Source organism: Paenibacillus sp. CFBP13512 (genome assembly GCF_005233705.1).
Classification (GTDB): Bacteria; Bacillota; Bacilli; order Paenibacillales; family Paenibacillaceae; genus Saccharibacillus; species Saccharibacillus nuruki.
The window spans coordinates 52,249-76,222 of sequence record NZ_QGAD01000012.1 but is presented as its reverse complement, the minus strand read 5'-3'; the positions used below and the strand labels follow the sequence as shown (position 1 = coordinate 76,222).

Here is a 23,974-nt window from a genome sequence, read left to right as displayed (position 1 = left end):
TGTTTTTTAAAGATAGAGGTGATTAAATGGAGTATCAGAAATTAACAAAGCTTTATTATAAATTAGATGCTAATGCTTATAAGGAAGAATTATATAAAAGAAAGAACAGTTATGGAAGCTATTTAACATCCTTAAATATTAGTGGTTTCCGGCGAGGAAAAGTAACTAATGATTTATTTGAATTATTTTATGTAAATATTAACGAATTAATGAATTTAAATAACGAAGTCTTATTAAATAGTTCTAAAATTAATTCACTGATAAATAAACTTCCACTTTTTGTTGTGAAGCCTTATTTCAATAAACTTATTATCAATGAAGCTCAAAGTAATAATGAAATCGAAGGAATTCGAAGTACAAAAAAAGAGCTTAAAGAAGCACTCAGTGCTTTAAAAAAAACAGAATCTAAGAATAAAAGATTTATAGGTTTAATGAAATCGTATCTTTATATAGATCAAATTGATGCTTTTGAACATGTTCAAGATTTTAGAGTATTATATGATGATTTAGTAGCCGATGAAGTAAAAAAAGATGATACTCCAGATGGCGAATTTTTTCGGAAAGAATATGTTGAAATCAATGATGGCATGACTACAACACATATTGGAATTACGTCAGAGAAAAAAATTATTGAAGCGTTGGGTAATTTAATTCAATACTTACAAAATGAATCTCATCCGCCGCTGTATAGGTATATGGTTGCTCATTATTATTACGAATATATACATCCATTTTATTATGGTAATGGTCGTACAGGGCGTTTAATTGTTGGAAGCTATCTATCCAGATATTTAGAAAAATATTCGGCTATAACATTCTCATATGCAGTAAATAAAGATAAGGCAAAGTATTACAAGTCATTAGAAGAAATACCGGCACCATTTAATCAAGGAGATATGACTTTTTATTTGATCAATATGCTACAATTACTTTCCTCTGGACAAAAAGGAATTATTGAAGACCTAGAAATTAACTTTATGAAACTGAAACGAATCAAAGAATATTGTAAAAGCGAGAAGTGGAAAGGTTACGAAGATGAAAGTCAATTGTTATATATAATTATGACTGTACATGTATTTGTAGATGATACTGTACTATTATCTGTCAATGACTTGATGGATCTTTCTAAAAAATCAAGGTATGTAGTTAACAATTTAATGGATTACTTAATTGAGAAAGGATATGTAGAAATAGTAAGGAAAAAACCTAAAACTTATAATTTTTGTGAAGAATGTTTAGAAGATATTTTTTCTTTTTAAAATTTAGTATAAAAGAAGCATTGAAGAGTGTTTTAATCTCTTTGATGCTTCTTTTATTTGTCTATAAACAGACAATGTTATGTATTTTATCTAACTTGTACGTACATATTTTAAAGGTTTGAGTACTTGTCTAAAATTATTATGATTTATGTATATTTTAACTTATATAAGTCGTTAAATGATCCAAAAAGGCTTGAATAAAGCATTTAATTAAGGATGTATATTTTATTTTTACTATAAAAAGAGTGTCTATATCACTTCTCATGGAAGCCAAAGAGATATTTTTTATCTTTTTTTGATTTAAAAAGGGATCTTACATTGACAAATGTACGTACAAAAAATATACTGTAACTGTTACAAAAAGAAAACGCATTCTTTTTAAAAAGAATATTGGAGATTACCATACTTATAGATAATGTAGCGACTTTATTTTGAAATATATGCTTAATCCGTACGACTAACGTATCAACACCAAACTGCACTATAGAGAGGGGACTACATGAGCATGAGTCATGTGGATATGAAAGAAGCGATTATGAACGGAGAGACTTCGCTCGGGATTGAATTTGGCTCCACACGGATCAAAGCGGTCTTGATCAATAAGCAATTTGAGACCATCGCATCAGGAAGCTATGAATGGGAGAATTTGTTGAAAGACGGATTCTGGACATACGATCAAGCGGATATTATTACAGGGATGCAGACAGCTTATCGTGAAATGAAGCAAGAAGTAGAGCGTCAATATGGAATCACGCTACAAACGGTAGGTTCGATTGGATTCTCTGCCATGATGCACGGATATGTAGCACTGGATCAACAAGGCGAATTACTGGTTCCTTTCCGCACATGGCGTAATGCGACAACAGGCGTAGCAGCCAAAGCATTAACTGAACTGTTCCAATTCAATATTCCGGAACGTTGGAGTATCGCCCATCTGTATCAAGCGATCCTGAATCAAGAAAGTCATGTGCCTCAGATTGCATCGTTAACGACATTAGCAGGATACATACACTGGTTGTTAACAGGCAATCAAGCGGTGGGAATCGGCGATGCGTCCGGTATTTTCCCGATTGAAGAGTCTGCGCATAATTACCATCCATCCATGTTGGCTCAATTTAATGAATTGATTGCAGATAAAGGATACGCATGGAAAATCGAAGATTTGTTACCGAAAGTGTATCGTGCAGGAGAGCAAGCGGGTCTATTGACTGAAGCAGGTGCTCAATTGCTCGATACTACCCAAACGTTGCAAGCTGGTATTCCATTTTGTCCGCCAGAAGGCGATGCAGGTACAGGAATGGTGGCCACCAATAGTGTAAGAAAGCGCACTGGTAATATTTCTGTTGGTACTTCGGTATTTGCCATGATCGTACTGGAAAAAGAATTGTCTAAAGTTCATCCAGAGATTGATATTGTAACGACACCAGACGGTAGCCCTGTTGGAATGGTGCATGCTAACAACTGTTCCAGTGATATCAATGCATGGTTAGGATTGTTCCGTGAATTTTCCGAAGCGATGGGATACGAAGCCGATAATGCCAAGCTATTCAGCGTAATGTTCAACAAAGCGCTTGAAGCTGATCCAGATGGCGGTGGACTTCTTAGTTACGGTTATTATTCTGGAGAAAATATTACAGGTATTGAAAAAGGTCGTCCGCTATTTGTCCGTTCACCTGAAAGTCGCTTCAATCTAGCGAACTTTATGCGTACTCATCTATTCTCTGCATTTGGTGCATTGAAGATCGGAATGGATATTTTGACCAAAAATGAAAATGTAGCGATAGATAGTATTCTTGCTCATGGCGGTCTATTCAAAACACCTGTAGTCGGACAGCGAATCGTTGCAGCAGCAATGAATGTACCGATTTCGGTAATGGCGACAGCTGGTGAAGGTGGAGCATGGGGAATGGCACTATTAGCTTCTTATATGATCAACAAAGACGAGCAGGAAAGTCTGGATATCTTCTTGGAACAAAAAGTATTCCATGATGTTGTCGGTGAACAAGTACAGCCAGATGCAACCGATGTGAAAGGGTTCGAAGCCTTTATCGAGCGTTATCAGCAAGGATTGGCTATCGAACAAGCGGCTGTAGATCATTTGTTAGAGAACGGGAGGAACTAAGCATGTTAGAGCAGTTAAAAGAAGAAGTCTATCAAGCAAATCTAGAATTACCGAAGCATGGATTGGTCAAATTTACATGGGGAAATGCCAGTGCTGTCGATCGGGAAAGTAATCTATTTGTGATCAAGCCAAGCGGTGTCGATTATGAAACGATGAAACCTAGCGATATGGTGGTTGTTGATCTGGATGGCAATGTGGTTGAAGGCGATATGAGACCTTCTTCGGATACAGCGACTCATGCAGTTCTGTACAAGCATTATCCGCAAATTGGCGGCATTGTGCATACCCATTCCACATGGGCAACAATTTGGGCGCAAGCGGGTCTGGATGTGCCTGTAATGGGAACGACACATGCAGATACATTCTATGGCGCTGTACCTTGTGCACGCTTCTTGAACCAAGCAGAGATTGATCGTGGATATGAAGCGGAGACAGGTAACGTCATTATCGAGACGTTCGAACAACGTGGACTTGATGTCATGGCGATTCCAGCTGTATTGCTTCACGGTCATGCACCATTTACATGGGGGAAAGATGCGAAGTCTGCTGTAGTGAATAGTGTTGTGCTTGAAGAAGTCTGCAAAATGAATCTATATGCACGTCAATTGAACAACTTTGCTAAAGAATTGCCACAGAATATTCTGGATAAACATTATCTGCGCAAACATGGTAAAGATGCGTATTACGGGCAAAAGTAATCCACTACAATTTTTAGGAATACAGAAAATACAATATCAGTTAGAGGTCTATTAACTTTAATCATATTAACGAAAAGAGGATGAAATGATATGTCAGTAGCAACTAAACAATTTTGGTTCGTAGTCGGTTCACAGCATTTGTACGGAGAAGAAGCACTAGGACAGGTTAAAGCAAATGCACAAAAAATCGCAGACTCGTTAAACGCTAGCGGAGTATTGCCGTATCCATTGGTATTGCAAGATTTGGCAGTAACCGCAGACAAAATCACCAGCATTATGAAAGAAGTCAATTACCGTGATGAAGTCGCTGGTGTAATCACATGGATGCATACTTTCTCTCCTGCAAAAATGTGGATTCGTGGTACGAAATTGCTACAAAAACCATTGCTTCATTTGGCAACACAATACAATGAGAGTATTCCATGGTCTACGATTGATATGGACTTTATGAACTTGAACCAAGCGGCGCACGGTGATCGTGAATATGGATTTATCAATGCTCGTCTAGGGAAACAAAACAAAATCGTGGTTGGATACTGGGAGCGTCCAGAAGTGCAACAACAGATCGCAGACTGGATGGATGTTGCGTTTGCTTATAACGAAAGCTTTAATATTAAAGTCGCTCGTTTTGGGGACAATATGCGTAATGTGGGTGTAACCGAAGGCGACAAAGTTGAAGCACAAATTCAATTTGGCTGGACAGTCGATTATTACGGTATTGGCGATCTTGTAGAATACGTTAATGCTGTGACTGAACAAGAAATCGATGAATTGCTTGCTCAATATAAAGAATTGTATGACTTTGAATATGGTACGTACAGTCAAGAAGCTTGGGAAGCAAGTGTACGTGTACAAGTAAGTTATGAGATCGCAATCAAGCGTTTCTTGGATAATGGTGGTTACACAGCATTTACGACTAACTTTGAAGACTTGCACGGCATGAAGCAACTTCCAGGTCTTGCGGTTCAACGTTTGATGGCGCAAGGGTATGGTTTTGCAGGTGAAGGGGATTGGAAAACAGCAGCATTGGATCGCCTGCTGAAAGTGATGAGCCACAATGAAAATACAGGCTTTATGGAAGATTACACGTATGAAATGGCTGAAGGTCAAGAAGCGATCTTGCAATCTCATATGTTAGAAGTTGATCCGACTCTTGCGAGTAGCAAACCGAAAGTAGTTGTATCTCCACTAGGCATCGGCGATCGCGAAGATCCAGCTCGTCTTGTATTTGATGGTAAAGCAGGCGAAGGTGTTGTTGTATCCATGGCTGACTTTGGTACTCATTACAAATTGTTGATCAACGAAGTGTCTGCATTCGAGCCTACGGTTCCTGCACCGAACTTACCGGTAGCGCGTGTACTATGGCAAGTAAAACCTAACTTCCAAGACGGCGTACGTGCTTGGATCGAAAATGGTGGCGGTCATCATACAGTTGTATCGTTGAACCTTACAACAGACCAAATCGTAACCTATGCGAAATTAGTGAACTTGGATTACGTTATTATTAAATAAAAATGGTAAATAGCTGATTGATCTATGGATGAATTATAAAAAGTAAGATCACATGCAAAGTCGGAGTTCATCTCCGACTTTTTGCGTTTTGTTGTTAGTATTGAGAATAGGATGATGGATATACTGATTGCTTGCAGACTATACTTGATTTGAATAGACTTCAACATCTATAAAGGGTATACTTTATCTATTTTTGAAAGCGTGTTCAATCAAAGGAGCTGATTGCTATGACTGTTTATAATAGTGCTTGTGATGTAAGTCAACCGCAAGAAGGTCATCGTCTAACTGATATTCCTGCTCATGATCCATTTGTGTTAGCTGATTCATCGACAGGTACATATTATTTATATACCGGCGCAGTACCTTCACTACACGGGGTAGCATCTTATGGAGTATTAACGTATACCAGTCAGGACTTGGAGTCTTGGAAAGGTCCTTATCTTGTCTTTACCGTACCTGAAAATAGTTGGGCACATCCTCAACATGGGGCTTGGGCTCCTGAAGTACACGCTTATAAAGGTCGGTACTATTTATTTGTGACACTTCATAATCAAGAGCGGAAGCTAGATGGTGAGCCTGTTCAAGGGTATGAGAAGCATTGGAGAGGTACTGTGATTGCTGTGAGCGATTCACCAGCAGGCCCTTTTGAAATGATCAACCCGGAAGCTCCTGTGGTATCTTCAACTCAGATGACATTAGATGGCACGCTGTATATGGATGAACAAGATGAGCCATGGATGGTCTATTGTCATGAATGGATTCAGACGATTGACGGTACGATCGAAGCGGTGCGTCTTGATGCTGACTTATCAACTGCTATCGGAGAACCGATGACGTTATTACAAGCTTCTTCGGCACCGTGGTTATCCCAGCAACAGCATGCGCCAGAGGATCAAGAGATATCTGTCTATGTCACCGATGGTTGTCAGCTTTATCGTACATCTGGCGGTAAGCTGATGATGTTATGGTCAAGCTATGAAGGAGATAGCTATGTGCAGACGATTGCTCGCTCAATCAGTGGTACACTTGCAGGTCCGTGGGAACAATTGGAGCCATTAGTGAAAGAAGATAGCGGTCACGGGATGCTTTTCCAGACTTTTGATCAGCAATGGATGTTGATTTTGCATCGTCCTTTTGATATGCCTGCTTCACGTTGTTATCTATATGAGATTGAAGATACTGGAGATCGATTTAGACTGAAACATTCGATAGCAACGTTGTAATGCCAACTATATAATGATCGCTGTACCTAAAGGATACGTAGTTCCTATCCAAAGCTAACGTATCCTTTTGACCTACATATTATGTATAATATAACATAATAAAAGCTGTAGATTGCTAGACAAAAGCACAGTAACCCGATAGACTTTAAGATGTTCGACTATTTCAGTCAATCTTCTCATTTTTTACCAGATCAAAATAGTTTATAATGAAGAGACACATGCCGATAATATTTTAAATAGAAGATAATTTGGTTATAATGAATACAGATAACGTATATTCCTGAGTGGAGCTTTGCTTCTGGAATGACCTGGATAGAAGCGCCTGCTCTTTTTTGCAAATATAAAGAGATAAAGGAAGGTTTTTATGAACAGCATACCGAAAAAAACAGACATTATCTTAATTGGTGCCGGAGTCATGAGTGCGACTTTGGGGTCATTGCTTAAAGAGTTAGCACCCGAATGGGAAATCAAAGTATTTGAGAAGCTAGCCAATGCAGGAGAAGAAAGCTCTAACGAATGGAATAATGCAGGAACAGGTCATGCTGCGCTGTGTGAACTGAACTATACGTCAGAGAAGCCCGATGGATCGGTCGATATTAGCAAAGCCGTTAATATTAACGAGCAATTTCAACTATCCAAGCAGTTCTGGTCTCATCTCGTAAAGCGCAATATTATTCGTCGACCACAAGACTTTATTAAGCCGATTCCACATATGAGTTTTGTGTTAGGACAAAGTAATGTGACTTTTCTGAATAAAAGATTTAAAGCGCTTTCGGAAAATCCGTTATTTCAAGGCATGCAATATTCAGAAGACCCGGTTAAATTAAAACAATGGATTCCATTAATGATGGAAGGTCGTACATCGAATGAACCGATTGCCGCTACCAAAATCGATTATGGAACCGATGTGAATTTTGGTGCGTTAACTCGTATTTTATTCGACGATCTCAAAACTAAAAATGTAGAAATACACTATAAACATATGATTAAAGATATCAAGCGTGCTGCCGAAGGTGGATGGGAAGTCAAAGTCCATAATATCAGCACAGGCAAAACAGAACTTCATATTGCTAAATTTGTCTTTATTGGCGGAGGTGGCGGTAGTCTACCGTTGCTTCAAAAAACAGGTATTCCTGAATCCAAGCATATCGGTGGATTTCCGGTTAGTGGCGTCTTTATGTCATGTACCAATCAAGCAGTGATTGAGCAACATCATGCCAAAGTCTATGGTAAAGCAAAATTAGGTGCTCCGCCGATGTCTGTACCGCATTTGGATACACGTTATATTGGTAATAAAAAAGCACTACTCTTCGGCCCATTTGCAGGCTTTTCACCGAAATTTTTGAAAACGGGTTCAAATATGGATCTGATCAATTCGGTCAAACCGAACAACTTGTTCACGATGTTAGCCGCAGGAGCAAAAGAGATGGCGCTAACCAAATATCTGATTCAACAAGTGATGCTGTCAAACGATAAACGGATGGAAGAAGTACGTGAATTCGTTCCTAATGCCAAAAGCGAAGATTGGGAAATCGTCGTTGCTGGTCAGCGTGTGCAGGTTATTAAAGACACAGAAGATGGCAAAGGTACACTTCAATTCGGGACAGAAGTCGTCAGTGCTGCTGACGGATCGATTGCTGCGTTGCTAGGTGCTTCACCCGGTGCTTCGACAGCTGTACATGTTATGCTCGATCTTTTCCAAAAATGTTTCCCGCAACGGATGCCAGAATGGGAACCTAAGCTTAGAGACATGATTCCTTCGTATGGTAAAAAGCTGGCGGAACATCCAGATCTTTTCCAAAGTATTCATGCCTCCACTTCTGACACGTTAGGTCTAAGCGATTATCCAGCGACTGAGCTAGATATGGATACCAAAGTCTTTAAAAAGGTATAGCTTGATATGGAGCAAGATAAGATAACATACGGTAATGTAAATAGTAGAACCTTTGATCTGTTTTGCAGATGGAAGGTTCTTTTTTTGACCAAAATTCCATATATCGCCAATCTAAACAGTCGGAATAACAGTTCTCACCAAAATGCTTGCCTAAAAACACAAAATGTTGCAATCGTCCCATGTTGCTGTGCAAAAGAGGATGCTATAGTGATCACAGCTATATGTAAGCGCTTTACATAAAAGAACAGTGCTTATGTGAAGATATACACATAGATAGAGCGAAAGGGGATACATCATTGAAAAGAAAGAAAAAGATAGCTTCGTTGTTGTTAGTAATGGTGATGATCATCGGTCTATTACCGGCTCATCTGACACCTGCATTAGCAGAAGCAACCAGTGACAACGAATGGATTCAAAATGGAGGATTTGAAAGTGATTTTTGGAATGATTCATCATGGCAAGTGGATTCTTCAGATTGGAAATTAATTGATATTCAGCAATATGCGTATGTGAATGATTCTTTTATTACACCCTCAGAAGATACGTATGCATTCAAATATTGGATAAGCGATCAATCTACGACTAGCCAGCAAGTCACCGTAAGTCAGAATGTGCCTACACTTTCTGCTGGAAGCTACGAATTGTCTGTCCAGTCAATGGGCGGTACAGGAGCAGAAGCAAGTCATGTTCAATTGTTCGCAGGCAATGAACAAAGTAATGACGTGGCAACAACAGGATACAATCAGTGGGGAACGGTCATATTGAAATTTGTTCTGACCGAGCCGACGACTAACCTTAAGATTGGAGCTAGAATCACAGGTGGAGCAGGCGCATGGGGATATCTTGATGCAGTGAAGTTGAAGCAGACAAGCACCGATACAACCACACCTGTACAAGCCGATATTTTTGTCCAAAAAGTACCGGGCTTGAAATCCGACTTTATTAAAGGGGTCGATGTATCCAGTATTCTCTCACTGGAGCAAAGTGGCGTGCTTTTCTATAATGAGCAAGGGATAGAGCAAGATATATTTACAACGTTAAAACAATCCGGTGTCAATTATATTCGTGTGCGTATCTGGAATGATCCGTATACAGCAGATGGTAAAGGATACGGTGGCGGAGATAATGATCTTGCCAAAGCGATCGAAATGGGAAAACGAGCGACGGCAAATGGTATGAAATTGTTAGTCGATTTCCATTATTCTGATTTCTGGGCAGATCCGGGTAAGCAACATACTCCGAAAGCATGGGCAAACCTTAATCTGGCGGACAAAGAACAAGCGGTCTATGATTATACCAAGATAAGCCTACAACAGATTGTAGATGCAGGGATAGATGTAGGTATGGTACAAGTAGGTAATGAAACGAATCAATCATTTATCGGGGAAAATAACTGGGTGAATATCAGCAGATTGTTCAATAAAGGCAGTCAGGCGATACGAGCAGTAGATCCTAAGATTCTGATTGCGCTACATTTTACGAATCCAGAGACACCGGGTCGTTATCTTTCTTATGCCAAAGCGCTTGCGGAACAAGGAGTCGATTATGATGTATTTGCCAGTTCGTATTATCCATTCTGGCACGGTACACTGAGCAATTTGACTGCTGTATTGAAGCAAGTAGCCGATACGTATGGCAAAAAAGTGATGGTCGCTGAAACGTCTTATGCCTACACAGCCGAAGATGGAGACGGTCATGAAAATACAGCGCCTCGCAGTTCAGGACAGACGCTTGATTATCCGATCAGCGCTCAAGGACAAGCGACATCTGTGCGTAATGTGATCCAAGCGGTATCGCAAGTTGGAGATGCCGGCATAGGTGTATTTTATTGGGAACCTGCATGGTTACCTGTAGGGCCGAAAGAAAATATCGAACAAAATAAAAAACTATGGGAACAATATGGATCAGGTTGGGCATCTAGTTATGCGGCAGAATATGATCCCGATGATGCGGGTAAATGGTATGGCGGTAGTGCTGTCGATAATCAGGCATTGTTTGATTTTGCAGGTCATCCATTACCTTCGCTCAATGTATTCAAATACGTAAACACGGGTGCAGTAGCAACGCTCAAAGTCGATGAAGTGCAAACTGTGAATATTACAGCTAATGCAGGTGATCCTATCACATTACCTAGTGTAGTGACAGCAACTTATAATGACGGTACTACAGGCACACTAGCTGTAGTCTGGGATCAGCAAGAGTTAGAAGATGCACTACGTCAAGGTGCAGGTCAGTATACGATCAAAGGAACAGCTACCGGTGGATACGCGGCACAAGCAAAACTGGATATTCGCCGTCCCAATCTACTGCTCAATGGTGGATTCGAACAAAATGATCGTAGTATGTGGGAAGTGACGTATGGCGATGGAAGTACACCGCATACTGATTTCCAAAACAAAGCTTCAGATGCCAAATCCGGACAATACTCGCTCCATTTCTTTTCAGCGGATGGTGTGAATTTTAAAGTGAAGCAGATCGTACAAGGACTGAAGCCCGGTTATTATGATCTCTCCATGTCGATTCAAGGTGGCGAAGCAAATCCATCCCAGATGGCTTTATTTGCTTCTACGGGTGGACAAGAAGTACAAGCAGAGACAGGAGTTAAAGGCTGGGTGCAATGGAATCAGCCTGAACTGAAAGACATCAAAGTAACTGATGGAATGTTAACCGTAGGTGCTACAATTCAAGCGGGTGGTGGAGCATGGGGATCATTAGATGATTTCTATCTAACATTTGCACGTGATCTAGAAGCGACTGAACCGGATGGAGGCACAACGCCTAATCCTGTTCCTAATCCAGAACCAACACCGACTCCTACTACGGGTAATTCTTCCAGTAAAGATGGCGGTGGTTCAGCAGTAGCGACTGAGAACATTACTTCTTCTAACCTTATAATTAAACGTACAACATTAGCAGATGGAACCAAAAAAGACACTGTTAATTACGAAGCGTCCCAAGCACAAGAAACGGTGCAAAAAGTAAAAGCAGAAGGTAAATCAACCGTACGTCTTATGATGCCAGACCCCAACAATGAAGTTAGTGAATTGCAATTGGGTTTACCTCAACAAACAGCGAGCATATTGGTAAATAATCAAATGAATCTAGAAGTGTATACTAATCATGCACAACTAATTCTACCTGTAGCTACATTGTCTGCATTAGGAGCAGATCGTCAATTTACGATTCGTCCTTTGCAAAAAGCAACCGATCAACAAGCGGTGAACGAACGTGTGCAACAAGATCGTCTCATACAATCTGCTATAGGCAATGGAACCGTACAAGTGATCGGTACACCTGTAGAGATCGATACGAATCTACAAGGACAGCCTGTGAATCTAGTTCTTCCTTTACCAGAGCAAGCTTTACCAGCATCCACAACAGAACGTCAGACATTTGTGAACAATCTAATGATCTATGTTGAACACAGTGATGGAACCAAAGAGTTACTACAACCTACAGTAATCTCTGAAGACAATGGATCTTCTGCATTACAATTTAGCGTTAACAAATTCAGTACATTTACAATTGTTCATCTGGAGAAATCGCTAGATCGTGACAAGACAAGCGAAAGCAAGCCAACGAACGAACCTTATATGCAAGGTTATCCTAATCAGACTTTTAAACCTAATCGTACTGTGACACGCGCCGAGTTAGCATCTATTCTTGTCCGTCTGGGAGGAGATGGCTTATCTACATCTTCCACAACAGCAGATCAGACATCGAAGTATAGTGATGTGATCGCTGGCAAATGGAGTACAGAAGCGATTCAAGCGATTACTGCCGCAGGTTGGATGCAAGGGGATAGTCCGAACACATTCGCACCGGAACGTCCAATCACTAGAGCTGAAATGGCGACGATCCTTGCTCGCTGGATGAAGCTTAGTGGAGAAGGTCCTATTTTCCCGGATACGAAAGGACACTGGGCAGACGTATCTATTGCTCAAGTTCAGCAAGCAGGCTATATGCAAGGGATGCCAGATGGTACATTCAAGCCGAACCAGACATTAAGCCGTGCACAAGCGGTTACCTTATTCAATCGAGTACTGAATCTAACACCAAGCGTAGAGACAACTACATCTCAGTGGTCAGATGTTCCAGCATCTCATTGGGCATTTGGAGATATTGTAACAGCAACAAGAATCAATCAGTAAAAGTGGAAATTTCAAAAAGAACGTTCTGGCTATACGCTGGAGCGTTCTTTTTTTATAGAATAATCGTATGAATTATACCTAAACCTAGAAATGTTGATTATTGGTATAAATATAACTTTAATAAAGGCATGTTTTGATAGTATATTTAACGTAGCAACCTAGAGAATGAGCATCTATAGCCATTACCCAAACTACATTACAGGAGGATGAATCATGTCATCTAAAATGATCTCCAAAGTAGAAGGTCAGACGTTAGTGCTAGAACGGGTTTTCGATGCTACACGTGAACAGGTATTTCAAGCATTCTCAACAGCAGAACATTTGACAGAGTGGTGGGGCCCCAATGGATGGACGCTAACGGTCTGCAATATCGATTTTCGTCCAGAGGGGGATCTGGCATTATTGTATGAAGTGTATCGATCCCACGCAAGGTGATTTTTATGGATATGAATCATGGGGTAAAGCCGTCTATCATGAGATTGAACCTAATCAAAAAATAGTCTATACCGATTATTTCTCCGATGCCGATAGCAATGAGGTTGAAGGAATGCCACCTAGTCATATTACGATGTTATTTGCAGATCAGGACGGGCAGACTCAATTAATCAGTCATTCTCGCTTTGAATCTGTGGAAGCTTTGCAACAGGTGATCGAGATGGGAGTAGAGCAAGGTATTCGCGAAACATGGGATCGACTTGAAGCCTATCTGCAATCTCTTTAATTAAATAGAATCGATGATAAAAGCCCTGATGGATGATGAAGTATATTCAACATTCGTTCAGGGATTTTGTTATTTTGAGTGATTTTATTTTAAAATTTCACTTGAAATAAAACCGTCCAGACGGTATAGTAAAATGGGTGATCAATGATGACAACAACTAAAAAAGAATTAAAAAAAGAAACGATTCTCAAAGCGGCTGCTCATGTGGTACGTGAAGAAGGCGTAGACAAATTAACGTTAGAAGCAGTAGCCAAACAAGCAGGCATCAGCAAAGGCGGACTACTATATCATTTTCCGAACAAAGAGGAATTGATTCTAGGCATGGTCGAACGGATGTCCAATCATTTTACCGGAGAATTATATCAACGAGCTGAGCAAGATTCCGATTCTAAAGGGAAATGGACACGTGCTTATGTAGAGACTTCATTTTCAGAAGAGCAGGATGTAGATGGTCTATATACCGCACTATCGGTAGCACACTTTACTCATCCCAAAATGCTTAAATTATTGCAAGAAGATTATCAAGATATTCAGCATAAACTCGAACATGATGAACTTGATCCAGTACGTGCTACGATGGCGCGATTAGTAGTGGATGGATTATGGTTCGCAGGTATGTTTGGTCTGGCGCCACCTGATGATAAGTTACAACAGCAGATTATGGAAGAACTTAGAAATTATATAAAGGAGCAATCATAATGGCATATCTCTTTTTGGCAATTTCAATCATAGGCGAATTGATTGGAACGTCGATGCTCAAAGCTTCTGAAGGATTTACCAAGTTATATCCGACATTGCTGACCATTGTTGCTTTTGTGATCTCATTTTACTTTGTTTCGTTAACGCTCAAAACGTTACCACTTAATATGACGTATGCGATCTGGTCAGGTGTAGGAGCTGTAGCGACAGCATTGATCTCTGTACTCATCTGGAAAGAAAAGATCAATACAGGAAGTATGGTAGGTATAGGGCTTATCGTTGTTGGAGTCGTGGTATTGAATTTATTCGGTGCAGGACATGGTGAAGCAAAAGAATCGACAGAAACAACAAGTTCGATCGCTCAGAAGTAAAGTGACATCAACAAAATATCTTTGATACCAATCATTTCAAGCCAGCCTTTGTTCAAGGGTGGCTTTTTGGCTATTAGTATAGATAATAGTTTATTTCTAAATAAAAGCTGATCTTATTTCGTACATAAAGAATAAAGCGGAATATCAGAACTTAGGATATCGATGTTCAAATATATTTTTGATACTTACATGCGATTTGGAAACACCTAAACGTCCAATATTTTCCTGAAAATGAACCAATTCTTCCATAGAAGTTGTCTGGATTCTTAACAAATAATTATATTCTCCACTGATTCGATGAAGGTCAGTCACTTCTAAAGCTTGTTCACAAAATGCTACAACTTCTTGACAGCGCTCTGTTTTGATCATCATAAACGTTGTTAAATGAAGATTTAATTGTTTATCGTCAAAAGCCGCATGGTATCCTGTAATAATTCCTTGTTCTTCTAATCGTAGAATTCGTTCTCTGATAGATGGCGCAGACATATGGAGTTCTTTGCTCAGTTGCACAATCGTTATTCGGGCATGCTGTTGAAGCTTTCTCATTAATTGGCGATCTATCTCATCTATCGAATAGGACACTGTATGATTTCTCCTTATCGCTTTGCTTTTTTTGAATAAAAGGTAAATAGCAGAAATTAACTTCTTTTTGTTAGTATTACGGGCTAATGTGCTTTTTTTGTTCATATATCGCTCGTTTGCATTCTTTTATAATAAATAGATCATATCACGAAGGGGAGATTAACATCGGGATAAACGGGTTAGCCCATGTAGCTATTCAAGCAGAAGATTACGAGAAAACGCTTATTTTTTATCAGGAAGTACTTGGATTTCGAATAGGGCATCAATGGAGTTTGCCTGAGTTCAACATTGAACACGCTTGTATGCTTATTTCACCAGATCAGCGTACATGTATTGAATTGTTTGATGCAGGAGCGGTTATTGCTGCTCAAGGAAAACGTGCTCATTCGCGCGATGATGTTCGTTATGGAGCGCTATTGCATTTTGCCTTTTATGTAGACGATGTAGAAAAGATATATCAACAGTCTTTAGCGTATGGAGCTATTCCTTATATCCAACCTGCACATCTGTCACTAGGTGATCCGCAACTATGGGTGCATAATGCTGTGATTCAGAGCCCCAATGGAGAAGTGATAGAATTTTTACAAGAAGTTAGCTTTGATGTTCATCGTACACCTTAAAGATTGAATAGAACCTTATCATCATAGGATGTAGTCTTTTTCGTCTAAAATCACGAACCCAAGTCTTGATGAGTTATGAAATCTTTTCATAATTCTTCAAGGCTTTTTTGCTATTCCTTTTTTCGCAAAAGATTCTTAAATAGTGAAGTCTCTTAGATATTTAAAAGGTGGGTATCATAGAACAAACAACAAATCACTTCCTAACTATTAGGAAACACTATAGGCTTGGTGTAAATAAAGCGCTTGCATTAGTATAAATGCGAGGAGGAAATCAAATGCGGAAACGTTACATTAAGCTATTGGAGCATTTAAAACAATCGGAGCATGACTTTGTGAGTGGGAGCGAATTAGCTAATCTATTTGATGTAACGACGAGAACGATACGCAATGACATCAAAGAAATCAACGAGAATTATTTAGATAAAGCGATTATCACAGGTAACACTCGCAAAGGATACAAGCTTGTCGGAGACTTGTCGAATCTCCATCAGAATGAAGATGATTATGAAGAGCGAGCTTTCCATATTATTAAAGCGTTACTGTCACAGACAGACTTTATCACTTATGAAGATTTAGCCAAAAATCTTTATTTTTCTACACAAACGATTCGCAAAGATGTACAGAAATTGTTGCAGACCATTCAAGCAGAAAAGCAGAATATTGAGATCGAAGCGATTATTTTTCAAGGCATTCGGCTTAAAGGAAGCGAAGTCGAAAAGCGGATTTTGCTCAAAAAGCTGGTGACTGCGGATTGTCTCAAACGCATGTCGTTGGATGAAGCGCTACAGTATTATTTTGGCGATTGGTTTAACGAATCAGCGATTACCTTTATCTACACATGTATCGAGGAAGAAGTCGCACGATATCATTTGCTACTGAGTTCACAGGAATTATTTTCGATCTGTGTCAATGTACTGATCAGCCTCAAGCGGGTTGAACTCGGACAGCCTATCGCAGCACAAGATATGCGTCTTGATCATACAAGCTTTGAAGAATTACGTATCGCCCGTTCTATTTTGAACCGTTTGACCATGGAGTTAAAGACTCCATTTGATGAATACGAGTATCAGTATCTAGGTTATCTGCTGATTGCACTACAGATTTTACCGAAAAAAAATGAAGGCATCGAACATGAGCAATCCAATGAGATCGAAGCCAAAATCAAAGCCGTAATCCAGAACGTTGGAGAGCAATATGGATTTGTCAGTTACAAAAATGAAGAACTGTTCGATCGACTACTTGCTCATATTACCAAGTCCTTATATCCGTTAAAATATTACTTTCCTGTCGAAAATCCTTTTATTACTCAAATAAAATCAGAATACACCAACGCTTATAATATTGCGGTTGTGTTAGCGAAAGAATTGCAATTTTGCTTAAATATCAAAATCCCGGAAAATGAAATCGGTTATTTAACGCTTCATGTGATGGGTATTATCGAGAACTCTCAAGAAACCCGCAAACGTATAGCGATTATTTATGGCAAAAACCCGTTAGTGGGCAAGCTATTAGAACGCAAAATCAATCTGTATTTTCCGAATATCAAAATCGACAGTCTGCTCGCTAATCATGAAATTCATCTTCTGCCTGAAGGAATCGAGACGATTATTACGACAAGCGAGATCGCCGAACAACATCAATTACAGGCTCAAAATATAATTGTCGTGAGTGAAATGATTACCAGTGAAGATATGAAAAATATTTCGATCCAGTTAAATCGTGGATTATTGAAGTATTATTTATCACCAAACGATCTCTTTTTCTTAGATGAGGATCAACCTGCTGATTTATTGAAAACCCTTACAGAACTAGGAGATATTCAACATCTGTATACCAGTATTCTGGAACGGGAAAAAATGTCGAGTACCAATATAGGAAATCTAGTCGCGATGCCCCATCCATTTGATTGTGGAGATAACAAAAAATTACGTGTACTGGTCGCTATCAATAAGCAAAAAATACTGTGGGGTGATCAGATGGCGCAGATCATCTTTCTCTTTATCCCACCCAAAAATCAAAAGGTGAACAACACCAAATTTTTTGAAGAAATTTACGATGTGTTCAAGCAGACCAATATGACCGAAAAGCTACTCAAAATCACTAATTACGATGAATTTTTGGAAGTCTGGTCTTCCAAATAACCCTTAGGAGGCATTCAAATGTTAATCAATATGAAAGATTTACTTAAAGTGGCGTATGAGAATAAATTTGCAGTCGGTTCTTTTAATGTAGCGAATAGTGAGTTCGTCAAAGTGGTCATCAATGCCGCAGAAGCACAAAATTCACCTGCTATTATGCAGATTCACCCGAACGAAATTGATCTGGTGACCGATAGTTTTGTCGCTTATGTACGTGAAGCGGCATCCAAATCGAAAGTACCGTTTGTGATTCATCTGGATCATGGAGCAAGTATCAAAGATATTACACGCTCGATTCGCAACGGCTATACATCAGTGATGATGGACGCTTCGCATTTACCCTTTGAAGAAAATATTGCGGCTACACGAGAAGCTGTAGAATTAGCACATCTGGTGGATGTATCGGTTGAAGGTGAGCTGGGTACGATCGGTAGTAATGAAGGTAGCTCTGAAGGTGGAGCAGATGAAATTCTGTATACCAACCCTGATGAAGCGGCGATTTTTGTAGAACAGACAGGTATTGATACACTGGCTGTGGCGGTAGGGACTTCACACGGTATCTATCCGCAAACGAAAGACCATTCGATCAAAATCGATCGACTCCAACAGATTCATGAAAAAGTGAAAATTCCATTAGTGTTACATGGTGGTTCAGATAATCCAGATGAAGAAATCAGAGAAGCGGTGAAGCACGGTATCGCCAAAATCAATTTATCTACAGATATGAAACGTGCCTTTTACAATCAATTAAGAAAAACACTCGATGCGAATCCTAATGCTTATGAACCTGATTTCTTAATGCCTGAAGCGACTCAAGCGGCAACAGAATTGGTGAAGAAAAAAATGGATCTTTTCGGATCAACAGGTAAAGCATCCCTTTATAAATTGGGAGAGCTATAAGAGGAGTGATCAATCATGAAGATTTCTAGTGTGTTACAACCGGAAAATATCATATTGGATGTCACCGCTACCACCAAAGCAGAATTGATAGATGAATTAGCGCAAAAGTTAAATAATAACGGCTATTTGAGCGATATTGAGCAATTTAAAAAAGATATCTGGGCGCGTGAAGAACAGGTACCGACTGAAGTGGGCTTCGGGATTGCTATTCCACATGCCAAGTCCGCAGGAGTCAAAGCGCCCGCAATTATTATGGGTCGATCACTAAGCGGTATTAATTACAGCACAGAATCATGTAATCTGTTTTTTATGATTGCGGTTGATCAACATTCGTCTTCTGAACATTTGCAGACGTTATCCAAAATCTCCACTTTTCTGATGGATGAATTGTTCAGAGCGAAGCTCATTCTGGCACGTGATCGTGAAGAGATTGTGCGACTATTTGAACAAGCCGAACAACAAGATACAGCCGCTCTGCATAGTGATAAAAAACATGCAGGCAAAAAAATCGTCGGCGTTACCGGTTGTCCTACAGGAATTGCTCATACCTTTATGGCGGCAGAATCATTAAAAAATGCCGCTCAAGAATTGGGAGTACAGATCAAAGTACAGACAAACGGATCAACAGGTGTCGAAAATGAATTAACAGCGGAAGATATTGAGCAAGCGGATGGAATCGTAGTTGCCGCCGATGTCAAAGTCGATATGAGCGTTTTCGGTAACCGTAAAGTGGTTCAAACGTCGGTCAAAAACGGTATTCATCATGCTAAAGATTTGATTGAAGAAGCGATAGCAGGTAAAGGTGTCGCTCAAAATGGTGGTCAATCCAACCTCAAAGAAGCAAAAGAAAAAACACGTCTCAAACAGCCTAAAATCTACAGTCATATTATGAATGGTGTCTCCTTTATGATTCCATTCGTCGTCGCTGGCGGAATATTGATTGCGCTCTCATTTATGTTCGGTATTCATGCCGCTGATCCAACAAGCCCTGATTATAATCCGTTTGCTGCTTTTTTGAGTACAGCAGGTGGTAGTGCAGCCTTTGCTCTAATGGTTCCTGTATTAGCAGGGTATATTGCCTATAGTATTGCAGATCGTCCAGGTCTAGCACCGGGGATGATTGGCGGAATGCTTGCCACACTCGGTGGTTCAGGCTTCCTCGGCGGGATGTTAGCAGGATTTATCGCAGGATATAGTATTTTAGCGATCAAACGATTAGTGAGAGGGATTCCTGATTCCTTACAAAGTCTGTCGCCTGTGTTGATTTTACCTTTAGTCGGTTCATTTGTAACAGCGATTATTATGTACTTTGTCGTGAATACACCGATGGCTTGGATTAACGTATCGTTACAGGGATGGCTCAATAGCTTAACAGGGACGAATGCGATATTGTTAGGTGCTTTACTTGCAGGTATGATGGCATCGGATATGGGTGGGCCGATTAACAAAACCGCATCTGCTTTTGGACTCGCTATGTTTGCCAATCAGATATTTGAACCGTCTGCTGCTCTGATGGTTGGAGGTATGGTTCCGCCGCTAGGTATCGCATTAGCAACGACATTGTTCAAAAACAAATTTACCATCGAAGAACGCAATGCAGGCAAAGCCGCTTATATCATGGGTGCTTCTTTTATTACCGAAGCCGCTATTCCTTTTGCCGCCAATGATCCATTACGGATTATTCCTGCTAATATTGTTGGTGCAGCGATCGGTGGCGGAATGTGTATGGCACTGGGTATTTCACTACAAGCTCCGCATGGAGGTATCTTCGTGATTCCGATAGCAGCCAGTAATCCATTGCTCTATATCCTCTGTATTGCTGTTGGTTCTGTCGTTACCGCTTGTATCATTGGCTTGTTAAAAAAGCCAGTCTATCAATCGAAAAACAATGACCAAACAGAAGTAGAGAAAAGTGAATTAGCACCAACTATGAAATCAGCATAAGAATAACCAATATATTTACATTTTAAAAAGAGTAGAATCCTTCAGAATGTTGAAAGGATTTTACTCTTTTTGGCGTAAAAACAACCTTTATTTTGTAAAAATACATTACATACCTACATAAATCTTGAAAACCATTGACAACGTTTAAAAAATTACATAAGATAATCTTGTTTATTACTCTGTACAGAGTAATCTACGCAAAGTAATTTTTGATAAGCAAAGCATCGATAGAATCAAACCTATAGATAAATACACTGTTATAAATGAATAGGAACAAAGGAGATGCTTTTAATTGTCTATACAGATTTTTATTTTGGGAAAGCTTCATGATCAGGATTATCACCCGTATGATATCAAAAAAATTATTAATAACGGCACAGAAGGTCTGGTACGGGTCACCGATGGTAATTTGTACTACAATTTCGAAGCCTTGCAAAAGAAAGACTATATTCAAAAAGTGAATACGATTCAAAATGATAATCGTCCTGAAAAAACAAATTATACGATTACTGAAAAAGGGAAAGAACATTTAAAAGAAATGATTTATAAAAGCTTTAAAAATCCTGAAGATGTTCGTTCTTTATTTGCTTCGCTGTTGTTTATTCAGCTTGTAGATGTGAACAAACTGATCTATTCGACATTGGAAACCATCGAAAATTTGGAGAAGCGAATAGACTATTTACAAGCAAATTCATATCATCCTTTGCCCGACTATGTCGATCCTGATCAACACGAAATGGTTGATTTTATGGGTGCATATACATTGGATAAAAAGAAAGTCGAATTAAAAGCATTTAAACAATTACTATCGTTACTTGAAAAACATCGTTCTTGATGTATTACATGCTCTAGAGCATAGGTGAGTACAGATCGCGATGATGGTTTGAATAGAGATTCCCAACTTTTAGACTGCTGAGGTGGAGTAAGTGAAGAAGAAGATTATTTTAATTATTTTACTGGTACTACTGGTCGTAAGTGGTAGTGCACTGGGCTATTACTACTGGTATCAAGGAAGTCATTTCGTCAAAACAGATGATGCTCGAATTAGTGCAGATCAGTATAAAGTGATGCCTCAGCTGACTGCTCGATTAGATCATATTGATGTCGAAGAAGGCGATATTCTCAAAAAGAATGAACCGATCGCTGAACAAGATGTATCTGGTCTAGAAGCAAGTGATATTAGTAAATCAGTGGTACGTGCCCCTATTGATGGTACGGTGCTCAAAGTACAATCCAAAGAACGAGAAATGGGATCACCGAGTACAGCGATCGCTATTATGGCAGATATGAAAAATCTATATGTATCCACCAATATTGAAGAAACAGATATTAGCCGGATTAAGTTAGGTGCACGGGTTGATATTACGCTTGATGCGATTGAAGGAGCCACGATACAAGGCAAAATTCGCAAAATTGGACAAGCTTCCAATGCTGTATTTTCTGCGATTCCTGCTACCAATACCAGTGGTAACTTTAACAAAGTGACCCAACGAATCCCTGTTGAAATAGCATTGAATGTACCGGACGGCATGACACTGATTCCCGGAACCAATGTTGAAATTAAAATCTATACACAGTAAAAGGGGGAGTCGATGTGGCTTCTAATGAAATGGCTGCTGCTCCTTCCTTGGATACCTCTTCCAAAGAACGCTGGCTTGCTTTCTTCGCTATTGTTCTTGGTGCTTTTATCGCTGTACTAAATAACAGCCTGATCAATGTAGCGATTCCGCAATTAACGACCGATCTAGGCTCAACCACAACCCGGATTCAATGGGTCATCACCGGCTATACATTAGCGTCAGGTATTATCGTGCCAATTACAGGATTTATGGAACGCAAAGTAGGCTATAAAAAGTTCTTAATCGGTGCATTAGCCCTGTTTACGCTAGGAACCGCTTTTTGCATTTTCGCATGGAATGATATGTCGTTGATTATTGCTCGTATTATTGCTGGTCTTGGTGGCGGCGTTATTATTCCACTGAGTATGACGATTATTTATAAAATTATTCCACGTGAGCAAGTTGGGATGGCAATCGGGATCTGGGGGATTTCGGCCATGGCTGCTCCAGCGATAGGCCCTACACTAAGCGGATACTTGATCGAATGGTTTAACTGGCGCTTCCTCTTTATCGCTTGTGTACCGATTGCATTATTCGCTATTCTCATGGTCATGTTATTGATCAAAGAACCACCCAAAAGCGAACCGATTAAGTTCGATATTTTGGGATTTATACTAGCAGGCACATGTGCAGGAACTTTATTGTATGCTCTATCGAATGGTTCATCAAAAGGATGGACATCTTTTGAAATAGTCGGATTACTGTTTATCTCGGTCTGGTCATTAATCTTTTTGATCGTGGTCGAATGGGGCAAAGACAATGCTGTTATCGATGTATCTTTATTCAAAAATTATAAATTTACGATTAGTGTGATTACGTCTAGCTTTGTCATGATGGGAATGTATGGCGGAACATTTTTGGCACCTGTCTTTTTGCAAAGTGTACAGTCTTACTCAGCAATCGATACAGGCTTAATCTTACTTCCTCAAGCGTTAGCGATGGCGATAGTGATGCCATTTGCAGGGAAGCTACTGGATAAGATAGGCATTGTTCCAATAGGTCTGGTGGGCTTAACGTTAACCAGTCTGATGACTTTTCATATGTATAGCCTATCTCCACAGACTTCTCGGACTTGGTTCGAGATGGTCACCGTTCTACGTGGCATCGGAATCGGTATGTGTCTCATGCCTTTATCTACAGTAGGGATGAATGCGGTAGCACCGGAAAAAGTAGCCAATGCTTCGGCGGCATCCAACCTGATTCGGACGATTGCAGGTTCCATTGCGATTGCCATTTTAACATTTATTATGCAAAGTCGAACCGCTTTACACGGTCAACATATTGCAGAATCGATCACAGCAGATGGTGCTCAGACCTTGCAATCGACACTGGGTAGCTCCTGGGTCTCTTCGTTAACAGGCATGATTTCACTGGATGCGTATTCGCGAGGGATTGCAGATACTTTTGTGATCTCATCGATTCCGCTATTCTGCTCGATTCCATTAATCTTATTATTTATTGGCAAACGTAAGCCAAAACCAGCGAAAGAAGAAGTGATTTTGGCCAAAGCTTAAAGCCTCA

At 39.8% G+C, this 23,974-nt stretch carries 17 protein-coding genes and 2 pseudogenes; 18 read left to right on the top strand and 1 reads right to left on the bottom strand.

Features of this window, described 5'->3' with window-relative positions; all coding sequences use genetic code 11:
* Positions 1-26: 26 nt before the first annotated feature.
* From PaeCFBP13512_RS16840 to PaeCFBP13512_RS16795, 10 genes and pseudogenes are all read left to right on the top strand, one after another.
* Positions 27-1,259 carry a Fic family protein gene (locus PaeCFBP13512_RS16840; RefSeq protein ID WP_137224755.1) on the top strand — a complete coding sequence of 411 codons (1,233 nt, stop codon included), beginning with the start codon at positions 27-29 and terminating at the stop codon, positions 1,257-1,259.
* A gap of 505 nt (positions 1,260-1,764) precedes the next feature.
* Positions 1,765-3,381 (top strand): xylulokinase, encoded by a 1,617-nt coding sequence (locus tag PaeCFBP13512_RS16835; protein ID WP_371748127.1) that lies wholly within the window; start codon positions 1,765-1,767, stop codon positions 3,379-3,381.
* A gap of 2 nt (positions 3,382-3,383) precedes the next feature.
* On the top strand, positions 3,384-4,079 hold the full coding sequence (locus tag PaeCFBP13512_RS16830) for an L-ribulose-5-phosphate 4-epimerase (RefSeq protein ID WP_069326434.1): 696 nt from the start codon (positions 3,384-3,386) through the stop codon (positions 4,077-4,079).
* A 90-nt stretch (positions 4,080-4,169) separates the two neighbouring features.
* Positions 4,170-5,591: an L-arabinose isomerase gene (araA, locus tag PaeCFBP13512_RS16825; protein WP_137224750.1), complete on the top strand. Its 1,422-nt coding sequence runs from the start codon at positions 4,170-4,172 to the stop codon at positions 5,589-5,591.
* Positions 5,592-5,818: 227 nt separating this feature from the next.
* A complete protein-coding gene (locus tag PaeCFBP13512_RS16820) occupies positions 5,819-6,814 on the top strand; it encodes a glycoside hydrolase family 43 protein (protein WP_137224748.1) in 996 nt (331 codons plus the stop codon).
* 364 nt (positions 6,815-7,178) lie between these two features.
* Positions 7,179-8,708 (top strand): malate:quinone oxidoreductase, encoded by a 1,530-nt coding sequence (locus PaeCFBP13512_RS16815; RefSeq protein ID WP_069326437.1) that lies wholly within the window; start codon positions 7,179-7,181, stop codon positions 8,706-8,708.
* Positions 8,709-9,043: 335 nt separating this feature from the next.
* The gene (locus PaeCFBP13512_RS16810; protein ID WP_137224830.1) at positions 9,044-12,859 is read left to right on the top strand and encodes a glycosyl hydrolase 53 family protein; all 3,816 of its coding nucleotides are present in this window, start codon (positions 9,044-9,046) and stop codon (positions 12,857-12,859) included.
* Between the two features lie 213 nt (positions 12,860-13,072).
* Positions 13,073-13,580 (top strand): annotated as a pseudogene (locus tag PaeCFBP13512_RS16805) (SRPBCC domain-containing protein).
* Between the two features lie 147 nt (positions 13,581-13,727).
* Positions 13,728-14,279 (top strand): TetR/AcrR family transcriptional regulator, encoded by a 552-nt coding sequence (locus PaeCFBP13512_RS16800; RefSeq protein ID WP_069326440.1) that lies wholly within the window; start codon positions 13,728-13,730, stop codon positions 14,277-14,279.
* Positions 14,279-14,650 carry a DMT family transporter gene (locus tag PaeCFBP13512_RS16795; protein WP_137224747.1) on the top strand — a complete coding sequence of 124 codons (372 nt, stop codon included), beginning with the start codon at positions 14,279-14,281 and terminating at the stop codon, positions 14,648-14,650. Before PaeCFBP13512_RS16800 ends, PaeCFBP13512_RS16795 begins: the two co-directional genes overlap by 1 nt.
* A 144-nt stretch (positions 14,651-14,794) precedes the next feature.
* Here PaeCFBP13512_RS16795 and PaeCFBP13512_RS16790 read toward each other — a convergent pair whose 3' ends face one another.
* Positions 14,795-15,232, bottom strand: coding sequence for an Lrp/AsnC family transcriptional regulator (locus PaeCFBP13512_RS16790; protein ID WP_137224745.1), 438 nt, complete (start codon positions 15,230-15,232; stop codon positions 14,795-14,797).
* An 86-nt stretch (positions 15,233-15,318) separates the two neighbouring features.
* On the opposite strand from PaeCFBP13512_RS16790, the gene PaeCFBP13512_RS16785 reads away from it, so the two are divergent.
* The 8 genes and pseudogenes from PaeCFBP13512_RS16785 (at position 15,319) to PaeCFBP13512_RS16755 (ending at position 23,967) form a co-directional block, all read left to right on the top strand.
* The gene (locus tag PaeCFBP13512_RS16785) at positions 15,319-15,852 is read left to right on the top strand and encodes a VOC family protein (protein ID WP_342671987.1); all 534 of its coding nucleotides are present in this window, start codon (positions 15,319-15,321) and stop codon (positions 15,850-15,852) included.
* A gap of 275 nt (positions 15,853-16,127) precedes the next feature.
* A complete protein-coding gene (locus tag PaeCFBP13512_RS16780) occupies positions 16,128-17,993 on the top strand; it encodes a BglG family transcription antiterminator (protein WP_161594294.1) in 1,866 nt (621 codons plus the stop codon).
* 18 nt (positions 17,994-18,011) lie between these two features.
* Positions 18,012-18,890, top strand: a complete 879-nt coding sequence (locus tag PaeCFBP13512_RS16775) for a ketose-bisphosphate aldolase (RefSeq protein WP_137224741.1) — start codon at positions 18,012-18,014, stop codon at positions 18,888-18,890.
* Positions 18,891-18,905: 15 nt separating this feature from the next.
* A pseudogene (locus tag PaeCFBP13512_RS23650) lies at positions 18,906-19,664 on the top strand (fructose PTS transporter subunit IIA); the annotation flags it as partial.
* Complete coding sequence (locus PaeCFBP13512_RS23645; RefSeq protein WP_441343340.1) at positions 19,665-20,834, top strand: PTS fructose transporter subunit IIC; 1,170 nt, start codon at positions 19,665-19,667, stop codon at positions 20,832-20,834. It abuts the pseudogene before it with no gap.
* A 292-nt stretch (positions 20,835-21,126) separates the two neighbouring features.
* Positions 21,127-21,669 (top strand): PadR family transcriptional regulator, encoded by a 543-nt coding sequence (locus PaeCFBP13512_RS16765; protein WP_137224739.1) that lies wholly within the window; start codon positions 21,127-21,129, stop codon positions 21,667-21,669.
* 91 nt (positions 21,670-21,760) lie between these two features.
* The gene (locus tag PaeCFBP13512_RS16760; protein ID WP_069326446.1) at positions 21,761-22,414 is read left to right on the top strand and encodes an HlyD family secretion protein; all 654 of its coding nucleotides are present in this window, start codon (positions 21,761-21,763) and stop codon (positions 22,412-22,414) included.
* A 14-nt stretch (positions 22,415-22,428) separates the two neighbouring features.
* Entirely contained in the window at positions 22,429-23,967 is a 1,539-nt protein-coding gene (locus tag PaeCFBP13512_RS16755; RefSeq protein WP_137224737.1) for a DHA2 family efflux MFS transporter permease subunit, read from the top strand.
* Positions 23,968-23,974 lie beyond the last annotated feature (7 nt).

What these genes read in the sequence shown, in the direction of transcription:
- PaeCFBP13512_RS16830 (WP_069326434.1), top strand. Translation starts at nt 3,384, where the DNA reads ATGTTAGAGCAGTTAAAAGAAGAAGTCTATCAAGCAAATCTAGAATTA.
- PaeCFBP13512_RS16840 (WP_137224755.1), top strand. Translation starts at nt 27, where the DNA reads ATGGAGTATCAGAAATTAACAAAGCTTTATTATAAATTAGATGCTAAT.
- PaeCFBP13512_RS16785 (WP_342671987.1), top strand. Translation starts at nt 15,319, where the DNA reads ATGTGCTTTTTTTGTTCATATATCGCTCGTTTGCATTCTTTTATAATA.
- PaeCFBP13512_RS16795 (WP_137224747.1), top strand. Translation starts at nt 14,279, where the DNA reads ATGGCATATCTCTTTTTGGCAATTTCAATCATAGGCGAATTGATTGGA.
- PaeCFBP13512_RS16780 (WP_161594294.1), top strand. Translation starts at nt 16,128, where the DNA reads ATGCGGAAACGTTACATTAAGCTATTGGAGCATTTAAAACAATCGGAG.
- PaeCFBP13512_RS16820 (WP_137224748.1), top strand. Translation starts at nt 5,819, where the DNA reads ATGACTGTTTATAATAGTGCTTGTGATGTAAGTCAACCGCAAGAAGGT.
- PaeCFBP13512_RS16835 (WP_371748127.1), top strand. Translation starts at nt 1,765, where the DNA reads ATGAGTCATGTGGATATGAAAGAAGCGATTATGAACGGAGAGACTTCG.
- PaeCFBP13512_RS16775 (WP_137224741.1), top strand. Translation starts at nt 18,012, where the DNA reads ATGTTAATCAATATGAAAGATTTACTTAAAGTGGCGTATGAGAATAAA.
- araA (WP_137224750.1), top strand. Translation starts at nt 4,170, where the DNA reads ATGTCAGTAGCAACTAAACAATTTTGGTTCGTAGTCGGTTCACAGCAT.
- PaeCFBP13512_RS16800 (WP_069326440.1), top strand. Translation starts at nt 13,728, where the DNA reads ATGACAACAACTAAAAAAGAATTAAAAAAAGAAACGATTCTCAAAGCG.
- PaeCFBP13512_RS16810 (WP_137224830.1), top strand. Translation starts at nt 9,044, where the DNA reads ATGGTGATGATCATCGGTCTATTACCGGCTCATCTGACACCTGCATTA.
- PaeCFBP13512_RS16815 (WP_069326437.1), top strand. Translation starts at nt 7,179, where the DNA reads ATGAACAGCATACCGAAAAAAACAGACATTATCTTAATTGGTGCCGGA.